The organism is Pseudoxanthomonas sacheonensis (assembly GCF_031455975.1).
GTDB lineage: Bacteria > Pseudomonadota > Gammaproteobacteria > Xanthomonadales > Xanthomonadaceae > Pseudoxanthomonas_A > Pseudoxanthomonas_A sacheonensis_A.
On sequence record NZ_JAVDTT010000004.1, the window covers coordinates 227,381 to 243,244 of the forward strand.

Consider the following 15,864-nt stretch of genomic DNA (forward strand, 5'->3'; position numbering starts at 1 on the left):
GGTTGGTTCTCAATCTAAGAACGTTAGGTTCGCGTAAATCGTCATTACGTCGAAGCGGAATTTCTTACTGTGAGGACATGGACAGCAATGACGGCTTCGATGCCGCGACAAAAATGGAAACCCCGCTCAAGGAGTATTTCGACGCTTCGACATGGGCGAGGATCCACGCGTCGCTACAGGGCTCGCTTACCAAGCGCGGGGCAGGGAATGAAGGTACCCGGCAGTTCCTGGATCTGGTGCTGCTGAAAGCCGAATCCGGAATCCCATGGTCGGACCTGCCGCTGAGCCACTCCAAAATCCACAACGTCTATGTCCGGTTCTGCCGCTGGACCGATGATGGCGTGTGGCCGCCGGTCCTGGAGGCGATGTCCGAAGCGCCGGAAGCGCAGCGTCTTCTGGAGCAATTGGTTCGCAACCATATGATCTTCAGGCGCAGCCGGAAATTTCGGTCTGAGATTCTGAAGGCGAGCTAGAAGTTCGAAGTTCTCAAACATGTCGCTGGCGGTGGGCTGAAGCCCACCGTAGGGGCGTCGCTCATCACGCTTCCGCGGTCAGCGTCCGGAAATGCCGTAGGACACCGGTGCGCCGTCCTCGAAGACGATGGGCGGCGCGGCGATCTCGAGCGTTTCGCCTTCGATGCGGAACAGGTGCAGCGAGCGGTCGCCCATGCTCTGCGCGAACAGGGTGCGGGAATCGTCGAGAAAACCGACGCCCTGCGCCCAGGCGCCGAACGGCGCTTCGGCGATGCGGTGCAGGCGCTTGCCGTCGATCTTCAACAGCACCACGCGGCTGGAGGGCGAATAGAACGGGTTTGTCCTGGGCAGCGTGCTCATGTTCTGCAGCGAGGCGGCGGCATAACGTCCATCCGGAGAGCACGCCACGCCCTCGGGCGCGGGTCCTACGCTGACCGTATCGATCACACGCGGCGTAGCGGCGCCCACGTCGAGCAGACTGATCGTGTCGATATCGCCGGTGACTTTGCCGTAGTTGCCGACCACGGCCAGCCCGCTGCGACCGCAATACGACAACGCGGTCGGGTAGATGCCGGCGCTCAACTCCCGGATCGCCGGTACGTTCAGGCGTCCGTTCTCCACCGCGAACACGCCGATCCGTCCTCGATCGGGAAAAGAGATGAGCAGTCGTTTGCCATCGGGCGCGAACGCTGCCGCGAGGGGGCCGGCGCCTTTGCCCAGCGGCAGTTTCTCCACGATCCTGGCGTGGCCGTCCGCCAGCGCCAGCACCGTTACGCTGTCATCGGCGTTGTGCACCGCGAGCGCCAGGGTGCCGGTGGAATCGATCGCGACCGAGGAAGGCGACGCGCCCAATTCGATCGTCTGCACGACGCGTACGGGCGAAGCGGAAAGATCGATCACCGTCAGTTTGTTGTTTGGTGCCAGCTCTTTCGGATTGATGGGGTCGATGCGCAGGGACGCGGTCGCCAGCGCCAACTTGCCGTCGGCGGTGATGGCGACCGAAGACGGCGGGCCTTGGAAACTCGTCGGCGCGCGTACCTGGCCGAGCCGTTTCGCCCGGGCGCCCGAGAATTCGAAGAACACGACGGAATCGGCGGGTGGCGAGTCGACGATCTGCAATTCGCCTTCCACCAGCACGGCTTTGGGGTCGAGGGCGACGCCGACGACTTGCGCCGCGGCCATCGGCGCTAGAGCCGCGAGTATTGCGACGGCCAGGAATTTCTTGCAGCGCATACGGAAGAGACCCATGGGCGGGGAACCGAAGGGTAGCCGATTCGACGAGCCACGTAGGGTGGACGTTGGCCCATCATCGCCACGTTTCAGGTTGCGCTAGCGTCGGGACAGAAAAGCGACATGCTGAAAGCCCGCCCTGCGGAATCTAAGCAGGGTTTGACCGGCATGACAGGGTCGATGTCTACAGAACGACAACGCGGGGGTGCGATGATGGAGGCCGGAGGGGAGGACTTTGATTCCTGCTCAGGAGCTCAACCATGAAACTACGACTCATCCTCGCGGCTGCGGCGCTTTCGCTGGTGGCTTGCTCGCCGCCCTCCACGACGACTCCGGCTGAGCCTGCGACTGAACCAGCGGCCGCGCCGGCAGCCCCTGCGCCCGTCAGCACCGATGTCCATCGGTTCAAGATCGGGGCACTGGACGCCATCGCTTTGAAGGACGGCGATATCACCGTCCCCAACGACGGCAAGACCGTAGGCGTCGGACAGCCGCCTGCGGCGGTCTCGGCCCTGTTGGCCGCGGCAGGGCAACCTACCGACAAGGTCGAATTCAGCATACAGCCGCTGCTGGTCCGTACCGGAAACCGCATCGTGCTGTTCGATACCGGCGCGGGCAAGGCGGACTTCGCCGTCGCCGGCCGATTGGTCGCTTCCCTGCGCGCGGCGGAGGTCGATCCCGCGGAAGTGACCGACATCTTTATTTCGCATAGCCATCCGGATCATGTGGGCGGACTGGTCGACGCCAAGGGCGCGCTGGTCTTCCCGAATGCGACGATCCATGTCTCGGCCGTCGAATGGGCATCGATGAAGAGCAACGCCGAACAAGCCTCACTGGTGCACGCGATCGCACCCAAGGTGGCGGCTTTCCAACCCGGAGAAAGCATCGCGCCTGGGGTCACGGCCGTGGCCATCTACGGCCATACGTCCGGTCACTCCGGAGCCGAGATCGTGTCGCAAGGGGAGCGACTGCTCTATATCGGCGACACGGCCCATCATTCGATCATTTCTGTGCAACGGCCGGATTGGAAGATCGCTTTCGACGAGGATGCGCCGAAAGCCCAAGCCGCCCGTCGGGCGATGCTGCAAAAAGCCGCCGATGAGGACCTGCGGGTTTACGCCGTTCATTTCCCCTTCCCGGGTCTCGGACGCGTGCGCAAGCAAGGAGCCGATTTCGTCTGGATTCCGGAGCAGCGACGCGGCGTACCGGGCTAGGTTATTCGTAGCGCCGTAAGGCGGAATCCGCCGCGCGAGCGGGCTACGCGGGTGAACCGATCAGTGCGGTCTCTACTGCCGCTGCCGCATGCAGTGCGGTGGTGTCGAACAACGGCACCGAGGCGTCGGAGGCGTCCACCAGCAGCGAGATTTCTGTGCAGCCCAGGATGATGGCCTGCGCGCCTTGGGCTACCAGGGCGGCCATGATCCCGCGGTATTCGGCGCGGGAGGCCGGCAGCACGTCGCCTAGGCACAGTTCTTCGTAGATGACGCGGTGTATCAGCTCGCGGTCGGCGGCTTCGGGGACGATGACGCGCAGGCCATGGCGTTCGCGCAGGCGTCCGCGGTAGAAGGCCTCTTCCATGGTGAAACGGGTGCCGATCAGGCCGACGACGGTATGTCCGGCGTCTTTGATGGCAGCGGCGGTCGGGTCGGCGATATGCAGCAGCGGGATCGATACGGCCGCTTCGATATGGGCGGCGACCTTGTGCATGGTGTTGGTGCACACGACCACGAAATCCGCGCCGGCCGCCTGCAAGGCGCGCGCGGCATCGGCCAGCACCGCGCCCGCGGCATCCCAGTCGCCAGCGTGCTGCAGCCGTTCGATGTCGTGGAAGTCGACGCTGTACAGGACGATGCGCGCCGAGTGCAATCCGCCCAGGCGTTGCTTGGTCAGTTCGTTGATCTGGCGGTAGTAGGGAATAGTCGATTCCCAGCTCATGCCGCCGATCAGGCCGATGGTTTTCACGTCGATCTCCGTTGGTTTGCAAAAGTCTTCACGTGGCCCGGTAGCTCGCCAAGAACGGAGAACAGCATAGGGTGGGCCATGGCCCACCGCCATGTGCAAGTCAGACGTTCTCCAAACACATGCGGTGGGCTTGAGCCCACCCTATGAAGTCTGTATCGCGCGCAAGGCTTCCCGGCGCGACAACGGCGACAGCTTGTCGGCCATGCGGTCGACGAATTCCCTGACTGCCTGCGGCTGGTGCCAGCTGTAGTCGCGCAGTGCCCAGCCTATGGCTTTGCGGATGAAGAAATCGCTTTCCGGTGCCAGGGTCGTGGCGAAGCGGAACAGGCGCGCGGCGTCGGTATCCGACTTCCATCGCAGCTGGTGCAGCATGGCGATGCGGCGTATCCACAGGTCGGGATGGATCAGCGCGGCTTCAACCAGTTCTTCCATCTCCCGCGAATGGCGCCAGCGATACAAAATGTCGCCGATCACGCCGGCCAGGCCGTCGACCGTGTCCCACCAGGATTTTTGTTGCGCCAGTTCCAGCATGGCCGGCACATGGTCCAGCTCCAGCTTGCGGGAAAATTTCGCGAGGATGTCGATGGCCGCGTACTGGAACTCGCGTTCGGGCATCGCCCACAACTGCTCGGCGGCCGTCAGCAAGACATCGGCGTCGGCCGTCTTCAGCGTCGCCAGCAGCGGTTTCAAAGCCAATCGCCGCGCTGGGGTGGCGATGCCCAAGAAGTCGTAGCGCTGCTTCATATACGCCTTCATCGCCGGCGCGCGCGCGGGATCGGCCAGCGGCAGCAAGGCCAGATTCGCCTGTCTGCAGATGTCGGGGAGGTTTTCCATCTCGAAAGTCATCGGAGAAGTAGAAGGATTGTCGCCGAATTGAGTTGTAGAGCACGTAGCCTGGGTAGAGCGTAGCGAAATCCAGGGCCTTTCAACACGATGCGGAGAGAGCCCCGGGTTTCGCCTGCGGCTCTACCCGCGCTACGTCATTTCAGAGATGCGACGAGCCGCTGCGCACAGCATCGTTCGCGCGTAGGAGCGACGTGAGTCGCGAATGTGCGGGTTCCGCCCTACGCGGGCTGGACAAGAATGTGGGGCCGCCAAAAAGCGGCCCCACATCATTTACGCCTTACTTCTTGCCACGTGCTTGTGACAATGCACTTGCGGCGGCTGACTTCGATGCCGCGGAAGTACGGCCGTCACGCATCACCTGCGACGCTGCCGTGGCTGCACGCGGTGAGGTGGTTTCCCCGCGTGTACGACTCTGAGTCAACGCGCTGCCGGCTGCAGTCTTAGAGTTGCTACCGGTGCTCGAAGAGTTCAGTACCTTTGCTGCTGCTGCGGCCGCTTTAGGGCCAGTCATCTTGTTAGGCATAAATCCTCCAAAACATGACTAGAAAGGCGGCGAGAATTACCTCGCCGCCCAAGGTCACTTACGCCGCCCACTTTGATAGTGAGGCATCGTAGATCGGCGCACCAGCTGCGCCTGCTTTGATCACATTGATAGTGCTCAGTGCATCCTGCTTGTTGTGGTAACCCTCAGAGCTGGCGATTCGCTCATGGTTTGCACTACGGATGTTGAAGTACCACTGATTGTTGACGTCGCTTTTGAAAATATAGAAATACATAAGTAAAGCCTCGCAGTTGTCTTGCAAATTGATTGACAACACGACGCCAATACGCGCCCACGTGAGCGAGTTCACAGTTCTATTGCTTGGCTAGTAACTACGCCTTGCGAGTGCTAGAATTATGGAGGCACTTAATGGGCTACGTACCTACGTCAGCTGTCGTTTGGTGTGAAACAAGGTGAGTGACTTGCGTTCCATGCGACCCTCGACTCTAGTCCAGTCGGGGGTCGCTTCGTTTTGGCCTGCGTACACGGAAGCCCGGTCACTCGGGTCGGTGGGGGTGTATGCAGGCTCATGCTCTCCTCATTTCGGTTCCTCTTTAAGCATTGCACCGCGAAGCGATGCGAACGATTCAAACCACTTTGTCTTTATTTCTTCCGGCCACGTCGGGTCGAAGTCTGGAAACTTGCCTAGCAATTGTTCGGCAGCTGTTTTTGCTGCTGGTGGGGGTGCACCAGTGCCAGCCCCGGTATTTCCACTCTCACTACCTCCGCTTCCTTTTCCACTTCCTCTCCCATTGCGTTTCGTGCGCGCCGGTCCGCTGCGCTTAGCTGCGGGAGTTTTTATGTGTCCCGAGACGCCTATGCCTGCGTCGCCTGCGGCTGCTAGAAAGAAAGACACTGCTTTCGTGATGGTGCTGCCTTTAATGCCTTGCTCACGGAACGCACTTTCCACTTGCTGTGTTGTGGCGTTGGCTAGGTCGAGCTGCGGTGATTGTAGAAACGAATATCGCGATTCCAACAGCGCCTTTATTAGCGCCCCTCGATTCGTGTCGTCCGCGGCTACAAGCTGATGCAAAGTGTCGGATGGAGCAGCGTTGTCTTTCATCAAGCCCAAGTACTTATAGGCAGCAAGCAACGCAGCTATACCTGAATTCGACTGGCCGGAGAAAACGCTCGAGTCGATACGTGCGGGAACACCTCGCTCTTTAAGTTTTATTAGCGAGTTAATGAACGTCCGATACGTAACGTACGGAGGAGTGACCACTTTCTGTTCTGTCTGGCCAGCCATGAGTTTTGCCTCTGTGCCCCATTTGCCACGCAGCATGGGGCGCCTTTTTCGGCCTGTCAAGCCTGCGCAGAATAATTTCAAAATTGATCTAGACCAACATATTTAGTTGTGCAATTACACAAATATATTGTAAGTAATTGAAACAGAAAGAAAAAAAGCACGGAATGTATTTAATAAATAGCACAAACGAAGTTTTGTTGAAAAACGTCAGCCGCAACGATGACTGCATTACTGACCGTGTCAGGTGCCGTATTTGCGCAAAACACGCGTAGTGGATTGCCGGACTTTGTTGGACGAAGTACTTGGGCCATTCAGTACTACAACTGTCTTGGACTGCCCACCCCTGATGCGAACGTCCGCTCCGCCTGCCACCGCTGCGCGACTTGCTCCCGGCTTTACCGGAAACCTACTTTCTGCGTTACAGGCGCTGACTTCCGGCACATGGTGGCCTAAGCACCCCTCCCTATGCTCGCCACAATCCGGGCCAGCTCGGGTTCCCCATTTGCTCGACAACGCGAGACGCCAATGACCGCACGATTCCCCTACGCATTGGCCTGCGCCTTGAGCCTGGCTCTCTCACTCGTCCTCGCGGGCCACGCATCGGCCTCGCCGCGCACCGATACCGACGCCGTCGCCAAGGCCATAGAAGACAACTTCTACGACGTCACCCGCGGCAAAAGCATCGCCAACGACCTGCGCGCTTCCGCCGCCAAAGGCGATTTCGATACCTACAACGACAACCGCGAACTGGCCGCCGCGCTGACCGACCGCCTGAAACCGCTGGACACGCATTTCAATGTCCAATGGTCGCCGCCGACCGCCAAGGACGATAAGAAAGAAGGCGACCGCCGGCCGCAGCGCGGACCTCCTCCGACGCAGGGCACCCAGCACGGCATTCGCCGCGTCGAAATCCTGCCCGGCAATATCGGCTATATCGACTTGCGCCAGTTCGCCGATTTCGAATTCGGAAAACCCGATCAACCCGCGCGCCAAGCTATCGAAGCCGCACTGCAGCTCATCGCCGGCACCGACGCCGTGATCGTCGACCTACGAGCCAACGGCGGCGGCTCGCCGGCGATGGTCGGCTATCTGACCAGTGCCTTCACCCCCAAAGGCGCCGACATCTACAACACCTTCCACCGACGCCAAGGCACCGATAGCGAAGCGCCTACCGACTGGTTCGCCTCGCCCAGACTGCAAGTGCCGCTGTACGTACTGGAGAGCGCACGCACAGGCTCGGCGGCCGAGGCCTTCGCCTATACCGTGAAGAACGCCAAGCGCGCCACCATCGTCGGCGAGGCTAGCGCCGGCGCCGCCAATCCGGGCGGCGAAGTGGACGCGGGCAACGGCTTCCGCGTGTTCGTTTCCAATGGCACGCCGATCAGCCCGATCACCGGCAAGAACTGGGAAGGCGACGGCGTGATCCCCGACGTGCAAGTCGCCTCGTCGCAGGCGCTGGAGACCGCGCGCGGACTGGCATTGGAAAAGATCGTAGCCGAGCGGCCGGCGAACGAAACCACCGAAGCGCGCTGGGCGCTGGATGGCTTGCGCGCCGAAGCGCAGCCACGGCAGAGCGGCAACCCCGCCGACTACGTCGGCGGTTTCGGTTCGATGACCATTGCCGAAGACAATGGCCGACTGGTGATCAAGCGCGGCCGCAGGCCTGCCGTGGTGTTGCTGCCGCTGGGCGGCGATGTCTTCACCGTCGCCGCCGATCCCACCCTGCGCCTGACTTTCGCGCGGGACGGCAAGCGCGCGGTCGACGCACTCGAAGTCGAGGGGCTGGATGGGCGTTCCAGCCGGCTTCGCCGTAATGCGAAGCCGGCAGGGCGCTGAAACCCGTAGGAAGCGGTAGATGAAAGTTGACCGCGTCGCTCGCGTGGGGCGATTGGCTTGGCGGTCGATGCGGTTCGCTCTGTTCACTGCCTCTTTACTGACCCGAAGGTGCTCCCAGGGATAAAAAAACGGATTCGGCTATCCAGCCATTCGGAGGCCTAGCTCGCAAAGAGCGGAGCCCATCTGTGACGCTAGAAGCAATGGTGATTGATCAGGATTGCTACATGCCCTAGTGTGCGGGAATGATAAAGAATCCGTTGCGACTGATCTGGCGAGCGGCCAGGAATAGAATGCTCGCCCAAATCGAACCTGTGCTTGCTGCCAAGCTACGACTGGAGCTCAGAGCAGATATCCAGCGGGAGTTGGACACTCTGAACGTGCGTGCGGGGGATCAAGGTTGGCGTGTCCCACCCACAGGACCCAGCCTACCTTCGGATGCTCCCTTTATGGAGCATTCGACTTGCGCGGCGGTGGATTTGACGCATCCGCGTTACCTCGAAATTTGCGACATGCTGCATGAAACCCCGCGATGGCATCGCAAGCAATGGGAGTGGGTGTTCATCATCCATCATCTATTAGCATCCGGATTGGTCGTGCCGGGCAGTCGCGGGCTTGGATTCGGCGTTGGCCGCGAACAGCTTCCCGCCTTGTTCGCAAGTTTCGGCGCCGAAGTCGTCGCGACTGACGCGCCCGGCGACGAGATGGGATGGAGGGAAACCAACGAACACAGCAGTTCCAGGGACCAGTTGCGTGCGCCATGGATCGTCTCGGACGAAGACTTCGATCGGCTGGTAACCCATCGTCCCGCGGACATGAACGCCATACCGTCGGATTTGACGAGGTTCGATTTCACGTGGTCGTCGTGCTGCTTCGAACACTTGGGGTCCCTGCAGGCCGGCATGGATTTCGTTGTGAATAGCGTCGAGCGCTTACGACCGGGCGGGATAGCGGTGCATACGACTGAGTACAACGTGGCATCAAATGATGAAACGCTGACTGATGGTCCCACCGTGTTGTATCGGCGCCGGGATTTCGAAGAGTTGATCGAACGCCTGCGATCACTGGGCCACCAGCCTATGCCGTTTGTAGTCAGCCCGAACACGCACCTGGTCGACCATCATGTCGATGTGCCTCCGTATGCACTACCTCACATGAAACTACTACTGGCAGGGCATATCACGACTTCGGCCGGAATCATGGTTCGTCACAGATGAGACATCCGTAAGACGGAGTAAGCTGCAGACGCACCGTATCGTTCGCGTCGTTGGGTACTGAAGCTGGTGATAGTGGGTTGATGTGGTTCGTGTTGCTCACCACGCTCCATAGTGTTGAGGACTGCGGTATCAGCCTACGCCTACGCCAAACACCATGGTGGCCTCCACCGCCCGCTTCCATCCCGCGTACAACTTCTCCCTGCGCTCGGCGCCCATCTCCGGCACGAACGTCCGCTCCACCTGCCGCTGCTGCGCGATCTGCTCCCGGCTCTCCCAGAAACCCACCGCTAGTCCCGCCAGATACGCCGCCCCCAGCGCCGTCGATTCCTTCACCTGCGGCCGCTCCACCGCGATATCCAACAGATCGGCCTGGAACTGCGCGGTGAAATCGTTGGCGATCGCGCCGCCGTCCACCCGCAACGCCTTCAGCACCAGATCCGCATCGGCCTGCATCGCCGTCAGCACATCGCGCGTCTGATAGGCCAGCGACTCCAGCACCGCGCGGATGAAATGCTCTTTGTTCGTCCCCCGCGTCAGCCCGAACATCGCCCCGCGCACATCGCTGCGCCAGTACGGCGCGCCCAGGCCCACGAACGCCGGCACGAAATACACCCCGTCGGTCGACTGCGCCCGTTCCGCATAAGCCTGCGTATCGCTGGCCTTGCCCAGCATGCGCAAGCCATCGCGCAGCCACTGGATCGCCGAACCCGCTGCGAACACGCTGCCTTCCAGCGCATATTCCACTTTGCCGTCGATGCCCCAGGCGATCGTGGTCAGCAGACCGTTGTTCGACTGCACCGCCTGGTCGCCGGTGTTCATCAGCAGAAAGCAGCCGGTGCCATAAGTGTTCTTGGCCATACCCGGCTCGAAACACGCATGCCCGAACAGCGCCGCCTGCTGATCGCCGGCCATGCCGCTGATCGGCACCCGATGCCCGAACACCGTCTGCGCCCCGGTGTGCGCGTATACCTCGCTACTGGAACGCACCTCCGGCAGCATCGCCGCCGGCACCTCCAGCATGCGCAACAGGTCCGGGCACCATTGACGCTTGTGGATGTCGTACATCAGCGTGCGCGAGGCATTGCTGTAGTCGGTGGCGTGGGTGCGGTCTTCGGAAAGATTCCACAACAGCCAGCTGTCGATGGTGCCGAACAGCAGTTCGCCGCGTTCGGCGCGTGCGCGCGCGCCGGGAACGTGGTCGAGGATCCACTTGACCTTGGTGCCGGAGAAATACGCATCGATCAGCAGACCCGTGCGTTCGCGCACCAGTTCCGCATAGCCGTCGGCTTTCAGCTGCTCGCAGATCTCTGCCGTTTGCCGCGACTGCCAGACGATGGCGTTGTGAATGGCCTGGCCGGTCTTGCGGTCCCACACCACCGTGGTCTCGCGCTGGTTGGTGATGCCGATGCCGGCGATCTCCGACGCGCTGATGTGCGCCCGCGTCATCGCTTCCACCACCGTGCTCTGCACGTTGCCGAGGATCTCGCGCGGATCGTGCTCCACCCAGCCCGGCTGCGGGAACAACTGCTCGAATTCCCGTTGCGCCATCCCCACCACCGCGCCGCTGCGGTCGAACAGCATCGCTCGGGAGCTGGTGGTGCCTTGGTCTATGGCGAGGAGATAGGGTTTGACCATGCTGGGATCTGCCGCAGACGGACTAGAGGGCAATCTTAGCGGGTCAGTGTTATTGCGATGCAGCGAGGATTTTCACCTCTCCCAGCGGGAGAGGTCGACGCGCTTGCGCGGCGGGTGAGGGGCGAACGACGAAGGTGTGTAGGAAGCGCGGCTCAGCCACCACATTCGCTAACGCGCCTGTTGTTGGATGAGGATATTTGAAGAGTGTGTCTTCGTTTGCCCCTCATCCGCCCTTCGGGCACCTTCTCCCGCCTGGAGAAGGGTTTATTCGAATCGCACTATTACATTGGAGGCCGGCATTTCGTCGTCGCGTCGCGAAGTCTGACTAGGCGCGCGCGGGAGCCAGGGCTTTGAACCCAACTCGCCGATATCCCGATAGCTACCCAGCACTTCGAACCGTTCGAATACGAACGGCACGCCTTCCGCGCCCAACGGCGAATTCGCGTCGGCGACATGGAAATGCAGATGCGGGCCGGTGGAGTCGCCGGTGAAGCCGAGCGCGGCGATGATGTTTCCACGCTTGACGCGCTGTCCCGGTTTCACCCGCAGGCTGCCGGGCTTGAGATGTTCGTAGAAGGCGTAGCGACCATCGCCCAGGTCGAGAGCGACGTAGTTGCCGGTGGCGTCGCCGATGGCGTGCTTGGGATGGGCGGCGACCGTGGTGCTTTCCGGAATATCGTCGCGCGTGGCCGCCACCACCGCGTCGGCGACCGCCAGCACCTCGGCGCCATAGCCGTAGGCGTTGCCGACCACGTCGGCATCGCCGTTCGCCGTGCGGCCGCTGTCGTCCAGCTTCACCCAGTCGATGGCGAAGCGGCCGGGGATGCGTGCGCGTCCGTCGACGGTGTAGAGGACGCGACGGTGTCCGCGTGGCCAGTCTGGCGAATGGATCGCTGCCCAGGGGCCGCCGCGCAACGGTGCGCCCAGCACCAGGGGTGCGGCCTGGTTGATCGAGACGATTCCTCCTTCGACGACGAAGGGGCCGCTGTCGGCAGTGCGGTACTTAATTCGGTGCGACAACGCCTGTGGTGGCGCGTCAGTAGGGAGCGCCAGTTCCAGATAGATCAAGCCACGCATGCCCGGCGCGATCGTGGCGCCTGCGGCTCCGCCCCCTTGGGCAAGACGCGAAGTCAGCGCCGTGCCGCTGAAGCTGGCGAGCACGCGATCTTTTTCATCAAGCACTTCGACGCTGACGGGCGATAGCGGTTCGCTAGTGAAGTTGGTCAGGTGTAGTTCGTAGCTCAACTGCCGGCTGCCTTCGATCACGACAGGTGTGGGCAAGGTAGGGATTTGCAGGTCGAATGATTCGCGTAGGGGAGTGGCCGCCTTTGCAGGGATCAGGAACGCAAAGACGAGAGCCAGTTGCAGCAGGTGCCGTCCCATTGGATTCCTTGGTGGCGAGCGGATTCGCAGGCCCCATATGTTACGGCCGCGCCAGCCTGCGCGTAGGAGCGACGTGAGTCGCGAAGGCCAACCCCATGTGCCTCTGGAGCCGGTACGCTGAAAGCGTCGTTTCGCGACTTACGCCCCGAAGGAAGTCCCCTTGGGGGACGTCGCTCCTACGCCGCCCCCAGATCGCCCACGTCGCCTATTGGAGAAGGGTCAGTCGCGCAGCTCGGCCACGTAGCAATTGGCCTGCATCTGCTCGATCACGGCCTGCGCGGCGGCGGCGGTGGAGATGCTGCGGCCGTTGTTGGCCAGGTCGGCGGTGAAGGCGTGCGAGTTCAGCGCGCCGTCGACCGAGCGCTCGATGCAGTCGGCTTCATCGAACAGGCCCAGCGAATGGCGCAGCAGCATCGCCGCGCTGAGGATGGTCGCGTAAGGATTGGCGATGCCCTTGCCGGCGATGTCCGGGGCCGAGCCGTGGATGGGTTCGTACACGCCGGCCTTGCCGTCGCCCAGCGAAGCGGACGGCAGCAGGCCCAGCGAACCGGCCAGCATCGAGGCCTCGTCGGTGAGGATGTCGCCGAACATGTTCTCGGTGACGATCACGTCGTACTCGCGCGGATGCGCCAGCAGGTGCATGGCCATCGCGTCCACCAGCACGTGCTCCAGCTTCACGTCGGGGAACTCGTCGCGGCCGATGCGCGCGGTGACGTCGCGCCACAAGCGCGAGGTCTCCAGCACATTGGCCTTGTCCACCGACACCACGTAGCTGCGGCGCTGGCGCGCCAGCTTGAACGCGCTGCGCACCACGCGTTCGATTTCCGCCGTCGAATAGGTGCACAGGTCGCTGGCGCTATCGGCGGTGCGGGTCTTCTCGCCGAAATAGATGCCGCCGGTGAGTTCGCGCACCACCATGATGTCCACCCCGGTGAGCAGGTGCGGCTTGATCGGCGAGGCGTTCAACGCGGCCGGATGCGGGCGCACCGGGCGCAGGTTGGCGTACAGGCCCATGCCTTTGCGCAGCGCCAGCAGGCCTTGTTCGGGACGCACCTTGGAGTTGGGATCGGACCACTTCGGTCCGCCCACCGCGCCCAGCAGCACCGCGTCGGCGCTCTTGCAGGCGGCCAGGGTGGAAGCGGGCAGAGGGTCGCCGTGCTTGTCGATGGCGATGCCGCCGATGTCGTGCTCGCTGAAGGTGAACTGGTGGCCGTAGCGGCGCGCCACGGTCTTCAGCACCGACAGGGCGGCGGCGGTGACTTCGGGACCGATGCCGTCGCCGGGCAGGACTACGATTTCAGCTTGCATGGAAACGTTCCTCGTACTTTGTGATCTGCGGGTCGCGCAGTAGCAGATAGCCCAGTTCGTCCACGCCTTCCATCAGGCAGGTGCGGGCGAAGGCGTCGAGCGGGAAGGGATGTACGTCGCCGGCGGGCGTGCGCAGTTCGCGCGCGGCGATGTCGACGGTGAGTTCGTCGTCGGGGCGCTGCATCAGCGACTGCACGATCTCCTCGTCCAGCACGATGGGCAGCAGGCCGTTCTTCAGCGAGTTGTTGCGGAAGATGTCGGCGATCTCGCTGCTGACGATGGCGCGCAGGCCCAGGTCGGTCAGCGCCCATGGCGCGTGCTCGCGCGAGGAGCCGCAGCCGAAGTTGGCGCCGGCCAGCAAGATGGCGCGGCCGGCGTTCTCCGGCCGGTTGAAGGCGAAGTCCGGATTGGGCGAGCCGTCGGCCTGCCAGCGCCAGTCGTTGAAGGCGTGCTTGCCCAGGCCAGCGCGCTCGGTCGTCGACAGGAACCGCGCGGGGATAATCTGGTCGGTGTCGATGTTGCTCTGGCGCAGTACCACGCTGCGCGAGGTGAGGGCGGCGAAGGCGGACATCACGCCACCTCCCGGTGTGCGAACAGTTCGCGCGGATCGGAAACCTTGCCGTTCACCGCCGCCCACGCCGCAGTCATCGGCGAAGCCAGCAGCGTGCGCGAACCCGGGCCCTGGCGGCCTTCGAAATTGCGGTTGCTGGTGCTGACCGCCAGTTGCCCGGGCGCGACCAGGTCGCCGTTCATGGCGATGCACATCGAGCAGCCCGGCTCGCGCCATTCGGCGCCGGCGGCCCGCACGATCTTGTCGATGCCTTCGGCCTCGGCCTGGCGCTTGACCAGTTCCGAGCCCGGCACCACCAGCATGCGCACACGCGGGTCGACGCGGCGGTCGCGCAGCACGGTGGCCACTTCGCGCATATCGCTGAGACGGCCGTTGGTGCAGGAGCCGACGAAGACCACATCCACCGGCGTGCCTTCCAGAGAATGGCCGGAATCGAAGTGCATGTAGTCCAGCGACTTCTGCGCGGCGGTGTCTTTCGCAGCGGGAATAGGCCGGTCCACCGCGATCGCGGTGCCCGGATGCGTGCCCCAGGTCAGGGTGGGGCGGATGTCGCGCGCATCGATGCTCACTTCCTGGTCGAAGCGCGCGCCTTCGTCGCTGCTGAACTGCGACCAGCGCGCCTTGGCCTGCTCGAATGCAGCGCCTTTGGGCGCGCGCGGCGTGTTCGCCATCCACGCGTAGGTGACCTCGTCCGGCGCGACCATGCCGGCGCGCGCGCCGGCTTCGATGGACATGTTGCACAGGGTCATGCGCTGCTCCATGTCCATCGCGCGGATGGTGGAGCCGCGGTATTCCAGCACGTGGCCGGTGCCGCCGTTGACGCCGATCACGCCGATGATGTGCAGGATCACGTCCTTGGCGCCGACGCCCGGCGCCAACGGACCGTCGACGGTGATCGCCATGGTCTTGGCCTTGCGCTGCAGCAGGCATTGCGTGGCCAGCACGTGGCCGACCTCGCTGGTGCCGATGCCGAAGGCCAGCGAACCGAACGCGCCGTGGGTGGAGGTGTGGCTGTCGCCGCAGACGATGGTCATGCCGGGCTGGGTCAGGCCCAGTTCCGGCGCGATCACGTGGACGATGCCGCGTTCGGCCGAGCGCATGTCGAACAGTTCGATGCCGTACTCGGCGCAGTTGCTGGCGAGCGTGTCGACCTGGCTCTCGGAGGCTTGGGTGTAGTAGTGGAATTTGCCCTGCGCGTCGGCAGGCGTGGTCGGCGTGGAGTGATCCATGGTCGCCTTGGTCAGGTCCGGCCGGCGCGGTGCGATGCCGCGCGCGCGCAGTTCGGTGAAGGCCTGCGGCGAGGTGACTTCGTGGATCAGGTGCAGATCGATGTACAGCACCGCGGGCGCGGCGTCGGTTTCCGGAACGACGACATGCGCGTCCCAGAGTTTGTCGAAGAGAGTGCGGGGAGTGGAGCTCATGCTTTGTTTTTCCGTTGGAGCTGCGATCGGTTGAAGTCTTGCGACGGCATCTGAAAGTATTCGTCATCCCAGCGAAAGCTGGGATCCATTTTGACTTTGCCGTTGCTGTCCTGCCTTCCAATCGAAAGCAAGATCAAGATGGATCCCAGCTTGACCAGCTTTGCTGTTGAAAGCCGCTGGGATGACATCGAAAACGTT

At 62.7% G+C, this 15,864-nt stretch carries 14 protein-coding genes; 4 read left to right on the forward strand and 10 right to left on the reverse strand.

The window, feature by feature from the left end; translation table 11 throughout:
- Positions 1-77: 77 nt before the first annotated feature.
- Positions 78-473 carry a transposase gene (locus tag J2W94_RS15580; RefSeq protein WP_310095402.1) on the forward strand — a complete coding sequence of 132 codons (396 nt, stop codon included), beginning with the start codon at positions 78-80 and terminating at the stop codon, positions 471-473.
- Between the two features lie 78 nt (positions 474-551).
- Here the strand turns inward: J2W94_RS15580 and J2W94_RS15585 are convergent, their stop codons facing one another.
- Positions 552-1,721, reverse strand: a complete 1,170-nt coding sequence (locus J2W94_RS15585; protein ID WP_310095405.1) for a hypothetical protein — start codon at positions 1,719-1,721, stop codon at positions 552-554.
- Positions 1,722-1,963: 242 nt separating this feature from the next.
- Between J2W94_RS15585 and J2W94_RS15590 the strand changes: the two genes are divergently transcribed.
- Complete coding sequence (locus tag J2W94_RS15590; RefSeq protein WP_310095407.1) at positions 1,964-2,917, forward strand: MBL fold metallo-hydrolase; 954 nt, start codon at positions 1,964-1,966, stop codon at positions 2,915-2,917.
- A 43-nt stretch (positions 2,918-2,960) separates the two neighbouring features.
- Here the strand turns inward: J2W94_RS15590 and J2W94_RS15595 are convergent, their stop codons facing one another.
- The 4 genes from J2W94_RS15595 to J2W94_RS15610 form a co-directional block, all read right to left on the reverse strand.
- On the reverse strand, positions 2,961-3,665 hold the full coding sequence (locus J2W94_RS15595) for an aspartate/glutamate racemase family protein (RefSeq protein WP_310095410.1): 705 nt from the start codon (positions 3,663-3,665) through the stop codon (positions 2,961-2,963).
- A 141-nt stretch (positions 3,666-3,806) separates the two neighbouring features.
- Positions 3,807-4,499 (reverse strand): DNA alkylation repair protein, encoded by a 693-nt coding sequence (locus J2W94_RS15600; RefSeq protein ID WP_310095413.1) that lies wholly within the window; start codon positions 4,497-4,499, stop codon positions 3,807-3,809.
- A 593-nt stretch (positions 4,500-5,092) separates the two neighbouring features.
- Positions 5,093-5,362: a YegP family protein gene (locus J2W94_RS15605; RefSeq protein ID WP_310095416.1), complete on the reverse strand. Its 270-nt coding sequence runs from the start codon at positions 5,360-5,362 to the stop codon at positions 5,093-5,095.
- Positions 5,363-5,590: 228 nt separating this feature from the next.
- On the reverse strand, positions 5,591-6,334 hold the full coding sequence (locus J2W94_RS15610; RefSeq protein WP_310095419.1) for a hypothetical protein: 744 nt from the start codon (positions 6,332-6,334) through the stop codon (positions 5,591-5,593).
- 489 nt (positions 6,335-6,823) lie between these two features.
- Between J2W94_RS15610 and J2W94_RS15615 the strand changes: the two genes are divergently transcribed.
- Positions 6,824-8,134 carry a S41 family peptidase gene (locus tag J2W94_RS15615; protein ID WP_310095421.1) on the forward strand — a complete coding sequence of 437 codons (1,311 nt, stop codon included), beginning with the start codon at positions 6,824-6,826 and terminating at the stop codon, positions 8,132-8,134.
- Positions 8,135-8,424: 290 nt separating this feature from the next.
- Positions 8,425-9,348 (forward strand): methyltransferase domain-containing protein, encoded by a 924-nt coding sequence (locus tag J2W94_RS15620; protein WP_310095423.1) that lies wholly within the window; start codon positions 8,425-8,427, stop codon positions 9,346-9,348.
- A 129-nt stretch (positions 9,349-9,477) separates the two neighbouring features.
- On the opposite strand, the gene glpK is transcribed toward J2W94_RS15620, so the two are convergent.
- The 5 genes from glpK to leuC form a co-directional block, all read right to left on the reverse strand.
- On the reverse strand, positions 9,478-10,983 hold the full coding sequence (glpK, locus tag J2W94_RS15625; protein ID WP_310095425.1) for a glycerol kinase GlpK: 1,506 nt from the start codon (positions 10,981-10,983) through the stop codon (positions 9,478-9,480).
- Positions 10,984-11,247: 264 nt separating this feature from the next.
- A complete protein-coding gene (locus J2W94_RS15630) occupies positions 11,248-12,264 on the reverse strand; it encodes a M23 family metallopeptidase (RefSeq protein WP_310095428.1) in 1,017 nt (338 codons plus the stop codon).
- 321 nt (positions 12,265-12,585) lie between these two features.
- Positions 12,586-13,674 carry a 3-isopropylmalate dehydrogenase gene (gene leuB, locus J2W94_RS15635; protein WP_310095430.1) on the reverse strand — a complete coding sequence of 363 codons (1,089 nt, stop codon included), beginning with the start codon at positions 13,672-13,674 and terminating at the stop codon, positions 12,586-12,588.
- A complete protein-coding gene (gene leuD / locus J2W94_RS15640) occupies positions 13,664-14,245 on the reverse strand; it encodes a 3-isopropylmalate dehydratase small subunit (RefSeq protein WP_310095433.1) in 582 nt (193 codons plus the stop codon). The genes leuB and leuD overlap by 11 nt, the downstream gene beginning before the upstream one ends.
- Positions 14,245-15,666: a 3-isopropylmalate dehydratase large subunit gene (gene leuC, locus J2W94_RS15645; RefSeq protein WP_310095436.1), complete on the reverse strand. Its 1,422-nt coding sequence runs from the start codon at positions 15,664-15,666 to the stop codon at positions 14,245-14,247. The genes leuD and leuC overlap by 1 nt, the downstream gene beginning before the upstream one ends.
- Positions 15,667-15,864 lie beyond the last annotated feature (198 nt).